Annotated in this window: 13 protein-coding genes and 1 pseudogene; 9 read left to right on the plus strand and 5 right to left on the minus strand. The window is 48.6% G+C overall.

The genetic code is table 11. From position 1 onward, the window contains the following. Positions 1 to 179 precede the first annotated feature (179 nt). A pseudogene (locus MA2_RS05520) lies at positions 180 to 1,256 on the plus strand (RNA-guided endonuclease InsQ/TnpB family protein). A 13-nt stretch (positions 1,257 to 1,269) separates the two neighbouring features. Here the strand turns inward: MA2_RS05520 and MA2_RS05525 are convergent. From MA2_RS05525 to MA2_RS05545, 5 genes are all read right to left on the minus strand, one after another. After that, a complete protein-coding gene (locus tag MA2_RS05525) occupies positions 1,270 to 2,871 on the minus strand; it encodes an efflux transporter outer membrane subunit (RefSeq protein ID WP_079352168.1) in 1,602 nt (533 codons plus the stop codon). Between the two features lie 96 nt (positions 2,872 to 2,967). Continuing rightward, on the minus strand, positions 2,968 to 6,234 hold the full coding sequence (locus MA2_RS05530; protein WP_079352169.1) for an efflux RND transporter permease subunit: 3,267 nt from the start codon (positions 6,232 to 6,234) through the stop codon (positions 2,968 to 2,970). Between the two features lie 41 nt (positions 6,235 to 6,275). Beyond that, positions 6,276 to 7,703 carry an efflux RND transporter periplasmic adaptor subunit gene (locus MA2_RS05535; protein ID WP_079352170.1) on the minus strand — a complete coding sequence of 476 codons (1,428 nt, stop codon included), beginning with the start codon at positions 7,701 to 7,703 and terminating at the stop codon, positions 6,276 to 6,278. Positions 7,704 to 8,059: 356 nt separating this feature from the next. After that, complete coding sequence (locus tag MA2_RS05540; protein WP_067057766.1) at positions 8,060 to 9,067, minus strand: alpha/beta fold hydrolase; 1,008 nt, start codon at positions 9,065 to 9,067, stop codon at positions 8,060 to 8,062. A 207-nt stretch (positions 9,068 to 9,274) separates the two neighbouring features. Then, entirely contained in the window at positions 9,275 to 10,195 is a 921-nt protein-coding gene (locus MA2_RS05545) for a polyprenyl synthetase family protein (protein WP_115254089.1), read from the minus strand. Positions 10,196 to 10,835: 640 nt separating this feature from the next. On the opposite strand from MA2_RS05545, the gene rplU reads away from it, so the two are divergent. From rplU to nuoF, 8 genes are all read left to right on the plus strand, one after another. After that, positions 10,836 to 11,147, plus strand: a complete 312-nt coding sequence (gene rplU / locus MA2_RS05550; protein WP_067057769.1) for a 50S ribosomal protein L21 — start codon at positions 10,836 to 10,838, stop codon at positions 11,145 to 11,147. Between the two features lie 45 nt (positions 11,148 to 11,192). Further along, positions 11,193 to 11,453, plus strand: a complete 261-nt coding sequence (gene rpmA / locus MA2_RS05555; RefSeq protein ID WP_067057772.1) for a 50S ribosomal protein L27 — start codon at positions 11,193 to 11,195, stop codon at positions 11,451 to 11,453. Positions 11,454 to 11,726: 273 nt separating this feature from the next. Continuing rightward, a complete protein-coding gene (lolA, locus tag MA2_RS05560) occupies positions 11,727 to 12,461 on the plus strand; it encodes an outer membrane lipoprotein periplasmic chaperone LolA (RefSeq protein ID WP_067057775.1) in 735 nt (244 codons plus the stop codon). 777 nt (positions 12,462 to 13,238) lie between these two features. Continuing rightward, positions 13,239 to 13,790, plus strand: coding sequence for an NADH-quinone oxidoreductase subunit A (gene ndhC, locus MA2_RS05565; protein ID WP_172459200.1), 552 nt, complete (start codon positions 13,239 to 13,241; stop codon positions 13,788 to 13,790). Positions 13,791 to 13,921: 131 nt separating this feature from the next. Beyond that, a complete protein-coding gene (locus MA2_RS05570; protein WP_067057778.1) occupies positions 13,922 to 14,572 on the plus strand; it encodes a NuoB/complex I 20 kDa subunit family protein in 651 nt (216 codons plus the stop codon). Between the two features lie 148 nt (positions 14,573 to 14,720). After that, entirely contained in the window at positions 14,721 to 16,490 is a 1,770-nt protein-coding gene (nuoC, locus tag MA2_RS05575; protein ID WP_067057780.1) for an NADH-quinone oxidoreductase subunit C/D, read from the plus strand. A 60-nt stretch (positions 16,491 to 16,550) separates the two neighbouring features. Further along, on the plus strand, positions 16,551 to 17,060 hold the full coding sequence (gene nuoE, locus MA2_RS05580) for an NADH-quinone oxidoreductase subunit NuoE (protein ID WP_067057783.1): 510 nt from the start codon (positions 16,551 to 16,553) through the stop codon (positions 17,058 to 17,060). A 50-nt stretch (positions 17,061 to 17,110) separates the two neighbouring features. Beyond that, positions 17,111 to 18,508: an NADH-quinone oxidoreductase subunit NuoF gene (gene nuoF, locus MA2_RS05585; RefSeq protein ID WP_373279756.1), complete on the plus strand. Its 1,398-nt coding sequence runs from the start codon at positions 17,111 to 17,113 to the stop codon at positions 18,506 to 18,508. The last annotated feature ends 1 nt before the right edge of the window (position 18,509 follow it).

The raw sequence follows: 18,509 nt of genomic DNA on the forward strand, positions 1-18,509 counted from the left end.
CTTACTAAAGACTATGAACAAACAACGCGCTGCCAATTTGACGGCGCGTTTTTAGCGTTTGTTCAAAGCAAAGGTTTATCATCCGTTGCCGTAAACCTGCGACTTTAGGCGGTGGATATAAGGCAACTCCGAAACCATGCTTGCACACAGAAACTTGTTAAATATGTTAAACTAACCCCATGAAAACCCTCAAGCTACGCATAAAAGACAAACACACAGACCAACTAAACCGCCTAAGCGGTTTGGTCAATTTTGTGTGGAACTATGTTAATGACTTGAGTTTTAAATACCGACAACGTACTGGTAAATTCTTTAGTGCCTATGACCTAAACGAATACACCAAAGGTAGCGGTGAACTACTTGGCTTGCATTCTCAAACCATACAAGCCATTAATGAAACCCACGCCAAATCGCGACGCCAATTCAAAAAGGCTAAACTTAACTGGCGAACCAACAACCCAAAGGCAAAGCGTAAAAGCCTAGGTTGGATTCCATTTAAGCAATCCGCAATCAAATTACTAGCTACCCATCAGACGGGTAAAAAAGGCTTAAAATCCACCCTACAGCTTAGTTTAGCCAAAGGGCAAAAGCTTATCATCGACCTATGGGACAGCTACAATCTTGCCTTGTATGACCTCAATACGGTTGAAGTAGTGCAAGACAGCCGTAACCGTTGGTATGCCTGTATCACCGTCAAAGAATACCCTAAAACACAATGCGGAGCAGGTAGTGTCGGTATTGACTTAGGGCTTAAAGACAGTGCCACCACCTCAAAAGGTGATAAACTGCAAATCAAACAGACCCAAGCATGGGCTAAAAAATTAGCCATCGCCCAACGAGCAAAAAACAAACAGCGTGTTGTGGTTGGTGACGTTAAAACCACCCAATTTAACAGCAAAAAAGGCAAACTAGCCAAATCGGTTTACGATGCAGGTTGGTTTGAACTCAAACGACAACTGACCTACAAGTGCGAGAACGCAGGTTGCCGTTTTGAAATCGTAAATGAGAAATACACTACCTGAGGACGGCACTAGCGAAGCACTGCTTCGCCCGTCCGCAAGACAAGGGCTATGCCCGCCGTGACGTGCTCGTGCTGTGGCGATATGTCCAGTAGTCCAAAAGGTAGCGCAGGTTTGCGAATAAGAGAATGGACTTGTGCAAAGTGTGGCACATGGCATGATAGAGATATTAACGCCAGTAAGAACATTCTTGCGGTCGGGCTTGACCGTCTTGTAGAAGGAATCCCCTCACTTTAGGGAGGGGAGGAAGTCAATGATTTGTCAGCTGTGTGGTTGTGGTATTGGTGATTGCCACTGCACGGTCGCCTTGGGTGTTTTGTAAGTTGGTTGGCAGCACACGGCGCGTAACGTTGGTTACCACGGTGCTGGCATTTTGGTAGCGCGGGCTGGGCGCATCTAATGGCACGTCAAGATTGACACCGCCACCTAGCACTTGGTACAGCTGAATTTGGCTGATCAACTGCGCTTGTCGGGTATTTAAAATGCTTTGTTGGGTGCTATAAATCGAGCGTTGGGCATCAAGTACGTTGAGGTAATTGTCCAACCCTGCTTTAAAACGCGCGTCAGCGATTTGGCGATTTTTTTGGTTTGCGGTCAGCATGCGATCATACGCGGCAAGCTGATCTTTGAGCGTAGAACGGGTAGCAAATACGTCATTGACCTCTTTAAACGCGGTTTGGATGGATTTTTCATAATTATTCAGTGCTTGTTGTTCGGTGATTTCAGCAAGCTCGTAATTAATCCGTCGTCTGCCTGCATCAAAAATCGGTAAGCTAACCGTCGGCGTTATGCCCCAATTAAACGAACCGTTTTTGAATAAATCCGAGAGCTCTAAGCTTGCTGTGCCGACGTTGCCCGATAAGCCAATGGATGGGAAAAATGCCGCACGCGCCGCTTCGATGTTCGCACCTGCACCTTTAAGTGTGTGCTCGGCTTGGCGAATATCGGGGCGATACAGCAACAAATCGCTGGGCAGCCCTGCATTAAATACGCGATTATTGGTGATGCTGTTGATGGCAGGCGGTGGCAGTAAGCTGCTATCAATCGGTGTACCGACCAAATACCGTAGGGCATTGCGGTTTTTTAGTAGATTGGTTTCGGCATTGGCGATTGACACACGCGCCGCTTCGACCAAAGATTGCGCTTGCACCGTGGTGAGCTGTGAGTCTAGCCCTGCTTCATAGCGTTTGCGGTTGATACGCAGCGAATCCTCACGGGTTTTAAGCGTTTGGCGGGCAAGCTCAAGTTGCGCCAAGTTGTAGCTATAAGCAACATAGCTTTGTGCAATATTACTAATCAAGCTAATTTGCACCGCATCTTTTGCCGCAGCTGTTGCCAAAAAATCTTGCAATGCAGCTTCTTTGAGGCTAGCGATACGCCCCCAAAAGTCAAACTCATAACTTGCCAAGGCAAGCCCGACGTTGTAGCGTGTGGTTGCTGTGCCGTTAAAATCGCCCGTGCGTGCGGCACTGGCAGAACCGTTAAATGTCGGCAAGTCATTGATGTCAGTGATTTGGTACTGCGCGCGCGATTTTTGAATGGCCAACACGGCGGCATTGATGTCTTTGTTGTTGTCTAGTGCCAGTTCAATCAAGCGGCGCAAGCGTGCATCGCTGTAAAAATCCTGCCAACGTTGGGCAGCAACACTTGGCTCATCGGCGCGGCTAACGGTCTCGCTATCGTATATCTCATACGGTTGGGTGGTGGGGATTTGCGGATGGGCGACCACCGCCTCGGTTTTGCGCGCAGGTGCTTGACATGCGCTCAACGCTAGCATTACGACCACACTGGCACACAAAGTCGTATGGCGTGTTACACGGTGCAGCGTGGGTGTCATAACAGAATTTTGCATAAGACCTTCTTATAATCATGGGTCACGGTTCATCAGATGATAAATAACCTTGTCAAAACTGGCAAGCCATCATTGCTTGCCAGTGTTACCGAACCTTTATTGCTCGTCTTTTTTTAGTACCAAGGGCGTTTGGCGGTCGCTAGGTGCGTACACTGCACCATTTGGCGTGACTAGCTGCTCGTGGTGGTCATCTGTTGGCAGATGATCCGCAGCGTGCGTGTCGTCAGACGCATCAGGATTGCGCGGCGGTTTTTTGCCTTTGATAATCGAGCGTACCCACACATAGAACATCGGGATAAAGAAAATACCCAACAGCGTTGCGCTCACCACCCCGCCCAAGACACTGGTACCAATCGCGTTTTGGCTACCCGAACCTGCGCCTGTTGCGCGAAACAGTGGCACAACACCGATACCAAACGCCAATGATGTCATGATAATTGGGCGCAAACGCTGACGCGCTGCCACCGTGACCGAGTTAAACAAATCGTGTCCTGCGTCTTGACGTTCTTTGGCAAATTCGATAATCAAAATCGCGTTTTTGGCAGACAGACCGACCACCGTCAGCAGACCCACTTGCAAATACACGTCGTTGGTCAAGCCGCGCAGTGCAGTGAATAGCACCGCGCCCAGTACCCCCAATGGCACGACCAACAACACGGCAAACGGAATCGACCAGCTTTCATACAATGCCGCAAGACACAAGAACACAACCAAAATGGATACTGCGTACAGCATCGGCGCTTGGTTACCCGACTTGCGCTCTTCAAGTGACAAGCCAGTCCATTCATAGCTGATACCTTGTGGCAGTTTGGCAATCATGCTCTCCATCGCCGCCATCGCTTCACCTGAGCTTTTGCCAGGCGCTGCGCTACCTTGAATGTTCATCGATGGCAAGCTGTTGTAGCGGTTTAGGTTGGGGGAGCCAAATTGCCAATGTGTTGTCGCCAGTGCCGTAAACGGCACCATTTCACCGTCAGCATTGCGCACGTACCATTTGTTTAGGTCTTCAGGGGTGGTGCGGCTGCTGGCCTCACCTTGCACGTATACGCGCTTGACGCGTCCACGGTCAAGGAAGTTATTGACATAGGTACTACCCCACGCGGTTGAAAGCACGCTGTTGATACTACCAGGATTGACACCCATCGTACTTGCTGCGTCGTAGTTGATATCAACTTTTAGCTGTGGGGAATCCTCTTGACCATTAGGACGCACACCTGCCACCGTGTCGTTTTGCGCTGCCATGCCAAGTAGCATATTACGCGCCTCAAGCAGCTTTTCATGCCCAAGGTTGCCTGCGTCTTGTAGCTGCAAGTCAAAACCGTTGGCGGTACCCAAGCCTTGGATCGATGGCGGCGTGATGGCATACACCGAGGCCTCATTGACCTGCGTCATAAAATAGCCCATCGCACGGCCTGCCACCGCTTGCGCAGTACGCTCAGCACCAGGACGATTTTCCCAGTCAATCAAACGCACAAAACCCAAACCAACGTTTTGCCCTTGCCCCGTAAAACTAAAGCCGTTTACGGTAAAAATCGACTTAACATTGTCTTTTTCTTGCGTCAAAAAGTAGCGATTAACTTTATCAAGCACCGCTTGCGTGTCTGACTGTGTCGAACCTGCAGGCAGCTGTATCAAGGTAATCAAAGTCCCTTGGTCTTCTTCAGGCAAAAACGCACTGGGAATTTTTTTAAACAAATAGCCTGCGCCAGCGATGATGGCAATAAATGGGATTAAAAATAGCCACTTAAAACGAATACTGCGCCCGATAAAACGCTCATAGCCACGCGATAGCCGATCAAACGTGCGGTTAAACCAACCAAAAAAGCCGCTTTTTTGTGCGTTTTTATCGTGTGACTTGCTGCGTTTTAAAATCGTGGCACACAAAGCAGGCGTGAAAATCAATGCCACCACAGCCGATAGCACCATACTGGTAATCAAGGTGATAGAGAACTGGCGATAAATCACACCCGTTGAACCACCAAAGAATGTCATTGGCAAGAATACCGCCGACAAAATCAGCGTAATACCGATGACAACTTTGCTGATTTCTTGCATCGAGCGACTGGTTGCCTCGACCACTGTCATTTCAGGGTTCTCTTCTAATAGCCGCTCGACGTTCTCAACAACCACAATCGCGTCATCGACCAACAAACCAATCGCCAACACCAAGGCAAACATTGTCAAGACGTTGATGGTTAACCCAAAGGTATTAAGTACAGCAAATGTTCCTAGCAACACCACAGGTACAGCAAGCGTTGGGATGATGGTGGCACGAATGTTTTGCAAAAACAAATACATCACCAAAAACACCAACACAATCGCCTCAATCAGCGTGTACACAACTTGGCTAATTGACAGGCGCACAAATGGGGTGGTGTCATACGCCACATCCACGCCCATACCAGCAGGGAAGTTGGCTTTGAGTTGCTCAATTCGCGCAACCACTGCCGCTTGCGTGTCAAGCGCGTTGGCCCCCGATGCCAGCGATATCCCCATACCTGCCGCGTCTTTGCCGTTGTATTGTGACAAGATGCTGTAGTTTTCGCTACCGATTTCAACTTCGGCAACATCACCTAAACGCACAAACGCGCCGTTGTTATCGGATTTTAGCAAGATATTGCGAAATTGCTCAGGCGTCTGCAAAAAGCTTTGGACGGTGACGGTAGCGTTGATGACCTCGCGACTATCTTGGGCAGGCTGTTGGGCAAGCTGACCTGCCGACACCTGCGCGTTTTGCGCTTGGATCGCTGAGACCACGTCCGATGGCATGAGGTTATAGGTCTGTAGCTTAGCAGGGTCAAGCCACACACGCATGGCGTATGCCGATCCAAACACATTGACCGTACCTACGCCCTCAACACGGCTGATCGGATCAACGATGTTGGAGTTGATATAGTCGGCGATATCGGCGCGGTTCATGCTGCCGTCTTCTGAGGTGAATGCCAATACCATCAAAAAGCCACTGGATGATTTATTGACCGTCACGCCCATGCGCTGCACCATTTCAGGCAGTGCACTCATGGCAGATTGTAGTTTGTTTTGTACCTGTACCTGCGCGGTGTCAGGGTTTACGGCGTTGTCAAACGTTAAAGTGATGGTAGCTGCCCCTGCGCTTGACGAGCTTGATGACATGTACATCAAACCGTCTAAACCTTTCATCTGTTGTTCGATGATTTGGGTGACGGTATCTTCAATCGTCTGTGCCGATGCACCAGGATAAGTCGCGCTAACCGTGATCGTTGGCGGCGCAATGCGCGGATATTGCTCAATCGGTAGGTTAAAAATCGACAGCACCCCGACAAGCATAATCAGCAGCGCAATCACCCAAGCAAAAATCGGGCGTTTGATAAAATATTCTGACATGGTTGCTCCCAATCCCTAATAAGGTGACATCAATACAACCATCAACGCGCTGCTGACGCGTTGGTGCGTCCTGCAGCCGTTGGCGGATTGGTTGATGGTGCGGTTGGTTGAGCAGACGGGCTGCTGGCGTTAGCGGCAGTCACTGCATTGGCGCGCGCTGCCATCGGTGCATTGGCTACTTGGCCTTCGCTATCGGGCACGTAAGGTTTAACTTCTACCTGTTGGTCGGGTTTGACCTTCATTCCACCAATGACAACCACATTTTCACCTTGCTGTAAGCCATCGGTGACAATCCAATTGCCTTGGTAAGTCCCTTGGGTCTGAATGGGGCGCACCTGAATTTTTTTGTTGGCATCGACGATGTACACCGTGGCATCACCTTTGGCGGTGCGAGTGACCGCACTTTGTGGCAGCAGCACCGCATTGGGGATGACCCCTTGAATCAAGCGCGCATTGACCGCCATACCAGGCAGCAGCACGCCGTTGTCATTTGGGAATACCGCGCGCAGATTGACCGCACCCGTATTAGAATCCACCCGCGCTTCTTCAAAACGTAATTGCCCTGTGACAGGATACGTCGAACCATCGGGTAAAACTAGCTGGACTTGCGCGGTATTGGCGGCATTGACATTGCCTTGCATCATCGACTGGCGCAACGCCAACAGCTCAGCAGAAGATTGGCTGATATCGACATAAATCGGATTTAATTGCGATATCGTTACCATTTGGGTTTGCCCTGCGGTCGCCAGTGCACCCACATCAACTGCTGAACGTCCTGTGACGCCGCTCATAGGTGCGACCACGCGCGTGCGTGCATAGTTGATTTTGTTGGTATTGATGACCTGCTGCACGCCTTGCGCGGCAGCTTGAGCGGCCTCAATATTGGCTTTTGCCACCCCAACTTGAGCCTGTGCGTTACGCACCGCAGCTTCAGCGGTATCAACGGTGGTTGCGCCAACGTCGACTTCTTGCGCCGAAATCGCATCGGTACCTTTAAGCGAATTTAAACGTTTTTGATTGGCGCGTGCCAATGCCAACTCTGCTTGGCGGCTCTCAAGGCTGGCAATCGCGTTGTTATAATTGGCTTTAGCAGTGTTGATGCTGGCTTGCGCCTTGGCTAAATCTGCCTCACTGCCTGCCAGCGTATTGGCGTAAGTGTCGGCATTGATTTGGTACAGTGGCTGACCTTGCTTGACAAAACGCCCGTCCTGAAACAGCTGTTTTTCGACAATCCCCGTGACTTGTGGTGTAACGATGGCCTCTTGATACGCCACCACCTTGCCCGACAGCTCTTTGCTCAGCGGTACCGTCTGAAATTGCACGGGCATGACATTGACCACCGCAGGCGGCATTTGCATGGCAGCGGCTTGGGCTTGCGCCGCGTCTGCATCCTTAGACTTGTCACAGCCAACCGTCGCCAACGCGGCAATCACCGACATTGCCACCAGCGATAAAACAGGGTAACGCATACCAACCTCGATTTATCAGATCATTAATAGTTTAAAAATCAATAGCTTAAAAGTAGCGTTTGCCGACAGTGTATCAATGGGTAAAAAATTGACCTAACAAGGCTTACCGATACACAGTCAGCAAAGAAAAGGAATATATAACCAAAATTATTAAAAATTTGGACGGTATTATAAAGCAATAAGTAACATTTGTGTCGCAAAAAATTGTTAATACACGATTACATTTAACCAACAGCGTTACAAATTTGGCTAGTACACGGATAAATAATTACATTTTTGAACTGGTAAACTCAATATATCTACGAACAAGGTTGCTTTTAATAAGTTTAATTAAATAAATTCCTATATTTATAAAATTAATCTTTAAAATGCTCAATAAACGCTTCTGCCAATGGTGCAATTAAAGGCAACGGCATATCATGCCCCAATTCATCAAACACCACCAACCGCGCTTGCTGAATATGCTTGGATAAGGTCTTGGCATGGGAAACAGGAATTAAGCGGTCTTGCTTGCCGTGCACAATCAAAGTCGGCTGGTTAATTTGACGGTTTAAGCGCACCAGTGAGCCCGTTGCCAAAATCGCCAACAGCTGCCGCTGCGTGCCTTTGGGATAAAAACGCCGCTCAAATAGCGATTTAACACGTGCGTGGGCGTGCGCTTCATCAAAAAAATTTGGGCTAGCGATAGTCTTAAAGGTTTTGACAAAATGCGCTGTGACGTCCTCAAGATTGGTTTTGGCAGGTGGCGTTTGGGTAAATGCGCGAATTGATTTGAGCGCAGGCGGGCGTGATAGCGGGCGGTTGTTGCTGGTTGATAGTAAGCCGATTTTTTGCACTTGCTGTGGGTAGCGTGCCGCCATGATTTGGGTAATCATGCCGCCCATCGACTGTCCAAGCACATGATAACGCGTGATACCAAGCACTTTGAGCAACTGATGAACATCCTCTGCCATGTCATACAAATCATACGGCGCGTCAATGTTTTTAAGCGGCAAGCCTAGGCTAAAACGGCTCAATAATTTGGCTTTATACAGGGCAGATTGATGAACGGCGGTCAGCTTTTTGTGCTTTAGTTTACTGGATTTGCCGATATCGCGATTATCAAAGCGCACCACCCGAAAACCTGCCGCAATCAGTGCCTGACAAAATTCATTTGGCCATGCCAAACTTTGCGCTCCCAATCCCATGATCAGCACGATCACAGGTGCGTTTGGCGCACCACCCACTTCTACATAAAACTTGTACTTGGGCGTGCGTACCTTAGCTGCCTGCATAAAATCGGCATACTTTGATGGGCGAAAGCGAATTGAAGAGGCGTTTGTGGTCAAATCAGCGCAGGGCGCGTCAGCAACAAAATCGGTCATAGCAGGTGGGGCAAGGGCTAAGCAATTCAACAAAATGGGCGCAAAAACTGCTACCTAGATAGGATTGCCAAGGGTTTTTTCAATGGTTGGTCGGCATTTTGGCGAGGCTAAGAAAATTAAGATAAGAAAATCAAGATCAGGCGATTGCTCGTATGCGCTGATATTGCAACCACCCTTTTGCTATTAGTCGATCATGAACGCAGCGGTTTAATATAGCCGCTGCTGCGCCAGTTCAATCAAATCAAGCAAACCTTGACGATACGGTGATGGCGGCAACGTCAGCACCGACGCGCGGGCAAGCTGGCTTTCATGTTCGGCTTTATCGCGACAATAATCCAACGCACCGCTGGCTTGCACGATGTCAATAATCACGCTTGCATCGGTAACTTTACCCGTTTGAATCGCTAAGCGTAGTGTTTCATGGGTGTCGCCCTCAGTAAATTCGAGCGCCTTAATCAGCGGTAACGTCGGTTTGCCCTCAGCGATGTCATCACCAACGTTTTTACCCAACACCGCGCTGTCGCCTGTAAAGTCCAAAATATCGTCGATAATCTGAAACGCATTGCCAAAATGCTGCCCAAACGTGACAAACGCTGCGTCATACTCGGGGCGGTTATGCAAAATTGATACACCTTGCGCCGCTAGCATAAACAGCCGCGACGTTTTGCCATCGATAATACGCATATAGTCGCTTTCGGTAGCTTCGGGATCGTGTTGGTGCTGTAGCTGCAATACCTCACCTTCGGCAATATCGCATGTACCATCAGAGAACAGCTTAAGCAGCGGCAACGAACCAAACTCAACCAACAAATTAAACGCGCGCGCAATTAGATAATCACCCACCAACACCGCCGTTGGGTTATCCCATGTCGCATTGGCAGTGGGCTTACCGCGGCGCATACCTGAGGCATCAATGACATCATCGTGCACCAACGTCGCCGTGTGCAGCATCTCGGTAATCGCGCCCAAACGCATCGCTTTGGCAGAGGGGCGATCATCACAAATCCGCGAGCACAGCAGCGAAATTAACGGACGCATACGCTTACCGCCTGCGTCAATGACATGCTGACTAACCGCCATAACCAGTTTGACGCGGGAGTTGAGCGTACCAAATACCTGCTGATCCATCGTGGTAAAGTCATCTGCCACCACTGCTTGGATCTGCTGATACGTCACAGGATTGCTGTTGGTCGCCTTGACACCATCGGCATGGTGCGCATGATTGCCACGCGCTGCCAACAAATCATGTAGCTGATGGTCTAAGGTTGCCGTATCGCCGTATTGCAAACGCGGATCAGCCGCGGCATCAGGATGTGAAGGAGATTTTGAATCGGTGGAATGCGTTGTCATGATATGCCGTTAAACCAATAAAACGTATAGTATATAAAGATATATGCCGTTATTGTTAAAATGCCCGTCAAAAGACGATCAAAAAGTTACCGCCAAATATATACCTCTACTATACCACAGCGCGCGATTTTGCCACAGAGGGCGAATGTAATTTACGCAAAAAATGCCCACATAACAAAAATTTTTGACTCGCATGGTTAGCTTGCACGGTTAGCCAGCATATCGCCCGATTTATCCATAAAAATCACTTGCTTTTTGATCTGTTTTTCTATAAAATCTTGCGCCTAATTTGTCCAAAAAATACCACGATTGCAAACCGTGGTCCCACAAAGACAAACCGTATTGAATCTCTGGTCAATCGTTGATAAGCGCCGTTGTGGTAACGGTCACGATATCCGAGTAGTTTGGAGTAGCCCAAATGTACGCAGTCATCAAAAGCGGCGGTAAGCAGCACCGCGTCACCCCTGATGAACTTTTGAAAGTCGAATTGCTCAAAGCCGAACAAGGCGACACCATCACCATCGAAGACGTTTTGATGGTAGTTGATGGCACTGACATCAAAATTGGTCAGCCATTGGTGACAGGCGCGCGCGTAGAAGCCGAAGTGGTTGAGCATGGCCGTGGCGAAAAAGTGCGTATCGTTAAGCACCGCCGCCGCAAGCACTACCACAAAGAGCAAGGTCATCGCCAATGGTACACCTTGCTAAAAATCAAATCAATCAACGCTTAATCTAGATAAGCCTTGATTTAAATGAATTGATATTGGGAGCAAGACATGGCACATAAAAAAGCAGCAGGTTCGACCCGTAACGGACGCGATTCTAACCCAAAAATGCTGGGTGTAAAAATCTTTGGTGGTCAAAAAGTTAGCGCAGGCAATATCATTGTGCGTCAGCGCGGTACTGAGTTCCACGCAGGTGAAGGCGTGGGCATGGGACGTGACCACACGCTATTTGCTTTGACCGACGGTGTGGTAAAATTTGCCGTTAAAGGTGAATTTCATCGCCGCTATGTATCGGTTGAAAGTGAAGGCTAAGCCTGTGCGATCAGCATGGTCAGCGTTTTAAACAAGAACCCAGTCGTTTGATTGGGTTTTTTATTGCCTATTTTTTAGCCAAAACCACCGCAATTGTTTAAAATAATCGCTTAAGCTGAAATATTCTGTTACACGCTAAACAAATGCACCGCAAAAAGTTGCAGCGGATGGCTAGCGAGGTAAGAAAAGAACACGCACAATAGTGTCATCACAACGGGCAAGCCGATTTTGCCCATTGGGTTATTTAAAATTAACATGAAGTAACTTTGTTTGATGCAACAATTTGACGGGGTAATTATGAACTTTGCCAATAAACCCAAAACCACTTTACGCCAACGTCTTGCCGCACGCACATTGGGTACAGCCTTGCTGAGCGTCGCCACGCCTGTGGCATTGTTGGCACCAAATGCTGTGTACGCCGCGCCTGCCTCAGAAGCTGCCGCTGTCAAAAGCTTGAGCCAACAGCTCAGTGGTATCAAAAGTATGACGGCAAACTTTGTCCAAACCACCAGTGGTGCGACCCGTGCACAAAAAAATGCGCTCAATAGCAGCAAACGCTTTACGGGTACCATGCAGGTGCAACGCCCAAATAAATTCCGCTGGCACACCCAAGGCAACGCCGAGCAGCTGATTGTTGCCAATGGCAATACCTTGTGGATTTATGATAAAGACCTTAGCCAAGCGACGCGCCAAAGCGTCAATAACCAAGTTGGAGACACGCCTGCCTTGCTATTATCGGGCGATCCTAGCCGTATTGGTGCAAGTTTTCGCGTGACCCAGCCCGATGCGCGTAAAGCGTATTATGTACTATATCCCAAAACAGCCAATGCCAATTTTCGTAGCTTAGCGTTGGCGTTTAACGGCGGTGTGCCCACCACGATGGTGCTCAATGACAATCTAGGGCAGGTTACGCGTATTGACTTTAGTGGTATTAAGCGCAACCCAGCGATTGCTGCCAGTCAGTTTGTCTTTACGCCGCCTAAGGGTGTGGACGTGATTACCCAATAAACCAAACAGCTGTTGATTGCTAAAAGTAAATAAACGCGAACACGGATTCGCGTTTTTTGGTGCCATGTTTTATCATTCGTTGCCGTAAACCTGCGACTTCAGGCGGTGGATATAAGGCAATTGTTAAATGCGATGAGTTTTGCTATACTCATCTCACTATATTCAATGTCTTACATTCCACAGTTAAGTTAAGACTAAATTGCGAGTACGCAGTAACTTAACTGGTAAGACGTTTCCAAACACACACTTAAGCTAATTCGTGTCTATGACAATCCTAACGGTAGGATTAGCTTAAAATAAGAACCTAAGATGTACGGTGTGTCGTACGGGCGGTTGCCATTGTCTTAGGTTTGCGGTCGGGCTTGACCGTCTTGCAGAAGGAATCCCCTCACTTTAGGGAGGGGAGGAAGTCAAATTGTCTTAACTAAAGATCTGCTATAACCTTAAAATCACTGTAAAAATAACAAGATAGCTGTGATGGTACAAAGCTTATCTCACAAGAATATTGCCAAAGACCCTGCGCAACACTAGCATTTTTGCCATAAACTGGTTAAACTATGCGATATTTTATTGTGCGTTATTTTATGTAGCCAGTGAGCCCTGATGTTGCGCGTGTTTGTCTGTTGGTGACAATCGTCTAAATATGACAAATTTCATTCAAGCGCGACAAGGGTTTCTACCAGCCATTTATTCCTTATTTTTCTATGTTGATGCTGGTAGTGTGTTGTTGCATCGCTGGTGCTTTCTGCGTTGCGCCGTGATAGGAGCTTGTCGATGTTGTCCGCATTGGATTGGTCAGCGATTGTCTATATTTTGGCGGCTGTCGGGCTGTGTATCTTTATGCTGGTCGTGCCAAGATTGATGGGCGGCACGTCCAAAGGCTTTCAAAAAGAAGAAAACTTTGAGGCAGGTGTCGTCAGTGTCGGCTCGGCACGCATTCGGCTATCAGCAAAGTTCTACGTGGTAGCGATTTTCTTTGTGATTTTTGACCTTGAAGCTTTGTATCTATACACCTATGCGGTGTCAGTACGTGAAGCAGGGTGGTTGGGCTTTTTCACTGTTTTAGTGTTTATCGCTGAGCTGCTAGCAGGTTTGTATTATTTAGTGCGATTAGGGGCATTAAGCTGGTCGCCTAGTGATAAAAAAGCCCATCAGCCGCGCTTGGTGGCTGCACCTGCCAATTTTAACTTGGCGGATATCACGCGTTTTGATGGCGTAACCGAGCTAGAAACTGACCCAACTGGCAAGGTGCCTGCTCAGTCTGCACCTGTACCTGCCGCGCCTGTACAGCCAAAATTGATCAAAACCCCTGTAGGATCATCACGCTGATAAAGGGTGATCACTTGCTATTTGCTTGATATAGGGCAAACACCACTGTCGGCGTGAACCGTGAAAATTAGCCGTTGCTAAGATAAATTTATATTGATCAAAATTTACCTTACGTTAGATTAGGTTTTGTTATGAAATACACCTTAACCAAAGCCAATTTGGACAATGACCGCTTTCCAATGCAGTCGCGCCAAATCATAGATGAAGAAGAGATTAACCGTAATATCGTGATGACGCGCCTTGATAGTTTGGTCAATTGGGGGCGTAAACACTCATTGTGGCCGTTTAACTTTGGCACGTCTTGCTGTTATGTTGAATACGCAACGACTTTGACAGGTGTGCATGACTTGTCACGTTTTGGTGCGGAGGTGATTCGTGCGTCACCTCGACAAGCCGATGTCATGATTATGGCAGGTACGTGCTTTATGAAAATGGCACCTGTGGTTCAGCGTTTATATGAGCAAATGCTTGAGCCTAAATGGGTGATTTCGATGGGTGCGTGTGCCAACTCAGGCGGTATGTACGACGTGTACTCTGTGGTGCAAGGTGTAGACAAAATCTTGCCTGTTGATGTGTACATCCCTGGCTGTCCACCGCGTCCTGAGGCATTGATTCAAGCGATTTTGGTGCTGCAAGAATCAATTACCAAAGAACGCCGTCCGCTTGGTATTCATGTCAATGACCAAGGCATTTATCAGCCTGTCATGCAATCTGAGCGTGACCGTAAGCAAGCTGACCGCATCGCGGTGAAAAACTTGCGCAGCCCTGATGGGATTGAATAAACGCTCAATCTTTTGATGTATTGTATGCTGTGGGTTTTTTGTTGAGTCATGTGCGCTATTAAAAGTGCCCGTATAAAAGCCCGTAGCCTAGTAACCACCCAGTTTTATCCAAAAGCAATGTCCAGATATGTAAGGTAAGGTACGACGCATGGTAACGGTAACCGAAAATCGACCAACCGCTGATGAGCCCATCGTCATTACAGAATTGAACCAAAAATTTGCTGGTCAATTTGTGGTGCAGCCCACCTGTGATGATTTCCCAACGGTGTGGGTGAGCCGCGAGCAACTGTTAGATGTGTTGCTGTATTTGCGCACCTTGCCCAAGCCATACGTCATGCTGCTTGACTTATCGGCAATCGATGAGCGCTTGCGCCAACACCGTCAAGGCTTACCTGACAGCGATTTTACTGTGTTTTATCATTTGTTGTCGCTTGAGCGCAACAGCGATATTCGGGTAAAAGTGGCGTTGTCAGAAAATGATTTGAATCTACCCACCGCAACACGCATTTGGCCAAACGCCAACTGGTATGAGCGTGAAGTGTGGGATATGTTCGGCATTCGCTTTGAGGGGCATCCGCATTTGACGCGGATTTTGTTACCCAAATACTGGGAGGGACATCCGCTACGCAAAGAATATGCCTCACGCGCCACCGAAGTGCCACCGTATTACCTTGATTTGGGTAAGCAGCTATTTGAGCAAGAAAACTTACGCTTTGTGCCTGAAGATTGGGGTATGAAGCGTAGCGGGCGCGATGAAGACTTTATGTTCCTAAACTTAGGCCCAAACCACCCATCGGCGCACGGTGCGTTTCGTGTGGTACTGCAGCTAGATGGGGAAGAAGTCATCGATTGTATTCCCGATATCGGCTATCATCATCGCGGTGCAGAAAAAATTGCTGAGCGACAAACGTGGCACTCTTTCATCCCTTACACCGACCGTATTGACTACCTAGGTGGGGTGATGAACGAATTGCCGTACGTCATGGCGGTGGAAAAACTGGCAGGTATTACCGTGCCTGAGCGCGCGCAAACCATCCGTATCATGATGAGCGAGTTTTTTCGTATCACCAATAACCTGCTGTATTGGGGGACATTCATCCAAGACGCAGGCGGCATGACACCGATTTTTTATATGTTTGCCGACCGCCAAAAAGCTTATGACGTGATTGAGGCAGTAACGGGCTATCGCATGCACCCTGCGTGGTTCCGTATTGGTGGCACAGCGATGGATTTGCCAAACGGCTGGCAGCGTCTGGTGCGTGAGTTCTTAGACTGGATGCCATCGCGTATCGATGAATACGTCAGAGCCACCATGCAAAACAAAATCCTCAAACTGCGTACCCAAAACGTCGCGCAATACGATGCCAAACAAGCATTGGCATGGGGTGTGACGGGGGCAGGTTTGCGCGCAACAGGCATCGGTTATGACTTACGTAAAGCGCGCCCGTATATGGGGTATGAAAACTTCGATTTTGAAGTACCAATTGCCTTTAACGGCGATGCTTACGACCGCTGTTTGGTGAAAATTGAAGAAATTCGCCAATCATTGCGTATCATTGAGCAATGTTTGAACAACATGCCATCGGGCGCGTATAAAGCCGACCATCCGCTGGCAGTGCCACCGCCTAAAGACCGTACGCTCAATGACATTGAAACTTTGATTAACCACTTCTTGTCGGTGTCATGGGGGCCTGTAATGCCTGCGGGCGAATCATCAATGATGGTTGAGGCAGTCAAAGGGATCAATAGCTATTATGTTACCTCGGATCGCTCAACGATGAGTTACCGCACGCGTATTCGCACGCCAACATTTGCCCATTTACAGCAAATGCCTTCGGTGATTAACGGTAGTTTGGTGTCGGATTTGATTATTTATTTGGCATCGATTGATGTGGTGATGGCAGACGTGGATCGCTGATTGCTAACGTGACTTAAGACCACGATCTAACAACCATCATCGATGAGTAGAGCAGCACGCATGAAAATTGTTACTGATAAAACCCCCAAAGTCGATATTGCCAGCATTTTGACTGCCAGTGAGATTGACGAAATTCACGAATACATGCACCATTATCCGCAGCCACGCGCCGCGCTATTGGATGCACTAAAAATTGTCCAACGTCGTAACGGCTGGGTGGATGACGCGCAAGTAGGTGCAATCGCCAATCTGTTGCAAATTGCCGTGACAGACGTTGAGGGCGTCGCAACGTTTTATAACCGTATTTATCGCTCGCCTGTGGGTCGGCATGTTATCTTGGTGTGTGACTCAATCGCGTGTTATTTGGTCGGTGCAGAAAGCTTGGCGGCAGCGTTTGAGCGTCATTTGGGCATTGGTTTTGGGCAAACCACGCCTGATAATCGCTTTACGTTATTGCCGATTTGTTGCTTGGGCAACTGCGATAAAGGGCCTGCGGTGCTGATTGATGAAGACACTTACGGGCCTGTGTTGCCTGAAGAAATTGGCGAGCTGTTGGAGCAATACGCATGAATATCACCCAACAATTAGAACAACGCAAGCACGGTAAGTCGCCAAGTCAGCTGGGACAGCAAAGTATCCCGATTTATGGCGACAAGGCTACTGCTACCAGTGAAACCCGTCCTTTGACATGGCGTTTGGCGCACCATGAGGCGGTGCTAGATTTGGCGACTTATGAAAGCCTTAAAGGCTATCAAGGCTTAAAAAATGCCTTAGAAAAATCGCCTAAAGAAGTTACCACGATGATCAAAGATGCCAACGTGCGTGGACGTGGTGGAGCAGGTTTTAATGCTGGTCTTAAGTGGACGTTTATGACCCCACCTGATGGTGGGCCTCGCTATTTGGTGTGTAATGCCGATGAGATGGAGCCAGGGACATTTAAAGACCGCTTATTGATGGAGCGCGTACCATTTCAGCTGATTGAGGGTATGACGATTGCTGCCTATGCCATCGGCGCGACAGCAGGCTATATTTTTATTCGCGGTGAATACATTGAGGCAGCTGCGCGTTTAAATGCTGCATTGGTTGAGGCGCGTGCCAAGGGCTATTTGGGCGATAACATTTTAGGCACAGGCTATAGCTTTGATATTCACGTGCATACAGGCGCAGGGCGTTATATCTGTGGTGAAGAAACCGCATTGATTAACTCACTAGAGGGTCGCCGCGCCAATCCGCGTACCAAGCCACCGTTTCCGCAAGTGTCAGGCGCGTGGGGTCGTCCAACGGTGGTCAATAACGTTGAATCACTGAGCAACATGTCGGCAATTTTGCTGCACGGTGTGGATTGGTATAAGGGCATCTCTGGCGGTAAGTCTGATGTGCCAGGTACCAAAATCTTTGGCTGTTCAGGGTTGGTCAATGAGCCTGGATTGTGGGAGTTGCCATTTGGTGTGACCGCGCGTGAGTTGATTTATGATTATGCCAAAGGCATGAAAGATAATCGCGTGCTCAAAGCATGGCTACCTGGTGGAGCCTCAACGGACTTTTTAACGCCTGAGCACTTAGATTTGCCAATGGAATTTGACACCATTATGAAAGCTGGTAGCCGTATGGGTACAGGGCTAATTATGGTGGTTGATGAAAGTCAAGACATGGTTGCGCTGTCGCTGAATTTACAAAAATTCTTTGCGCGTGAGTCGTGCGGTTGGTGTGCACCGTGCCGTGATGGCTTGCCGTGGGGTGTGAAGACCTTGACGGCACTTGATGCAGGACAAGGGCAAGCGGTTGATATCGAAGTGTTGCAGCAGCTCACCAAGGATTTGTGGCTTGGACGAACGTTTTGTGCGCATGCTCCAGGGGCAGTTGAGCCGTTACAAAGCGCGCTTAAATACTTCCGCCATGAATTTGACGCTAAAATCTTGCCTGCGCTTGATACGCCCGAGGCAACAGGCAATACAACAAGCAGCGTGACCACATATGTGCCGACAGGTACAGCAGGCGCGCCTAAACAGGCTGTGTAAG

Source organism: Moraxella atlantae NBRC 14588 (assembly GCF_001591265.1).
Lineage (GTDB): Bacteria > Pseudomonadota > Gammaproteobacteria > Pseudomonadales > Moraxellaceae > Faucicola > Faucicola atlantae.

Coding starts and splice junctions, on each gene's coding strand:
- rpmA (WP_067057772.1), top strand. CDS start 11,193: ATGGCACATAAAAAAGCAGCAGGTTCGACCCGTAACGGACGCGATTCT.
- rplU (WP_067057769.1), top strand. CDS start 10,836: ATGTACGCAGTCATCAAAAGCGGCGGTAAGCAGCACCGCGTCACCCCT.
- MA2_RS05530 (WP_079352169.1), bottom strand. CDS start 6,234: ATGTCAGAATATTTTATCAAACGCCCGATTTTTGCTTGGGTGATTGCG.
- lolA (WP_067057775.1), top strand. CDS start 11,727: ATGCAACAATTTGACGGGGTAATTATGAACTTTGCCAATAAACCCAAA.
- MA2_RS05525 (WP_079352168.1), bottom strand. CDS start 2,871: ATGCAAAATTCTGTTATGACACCCACGCTGCACCGTGTAACACGCCAT.
- nuoC (WP_067057780.1), top strand. CDS start 14,721: ATGGTAACGGTAACCGAAAATCGACCAACCGCTGATGAGCCCATCGTC.
- MA2_RS05535 (WP_079352170.1), bottom strand. CDS start 7,703: ATGCGTTACCCTGTTTTATCGCTGGTGGCAATGTCGGTGATTGCCGCG.
- MA2_RS05540 (WP_067057766.1), bottom strand. CDS start 9,067: ATGACCGATTTTGTTGCTGACGCGCCCTGCGCTGATTTGACCACAAAC.
- MA2_RS05545 (WP_115254089.1), bottom strand. CDS start 10,195: ATGGATCAGCAGGTATTTGGTACGCTCAACTCCCGCGTCAAACTGGTT.
- nuoE (WP_067057783.1), top strand. CDS start 16,551: ATGAAAATTGTTACTGATAAAACCCCCAAAGTCGATATTGCCAGCATT.
- MA2_RS05570 (WP_067057778.1), top strand. CDS start 13,922: ATGAAATACACCTTAACCAAAGCCAATTTGGACAATGACCGCTTTCCA.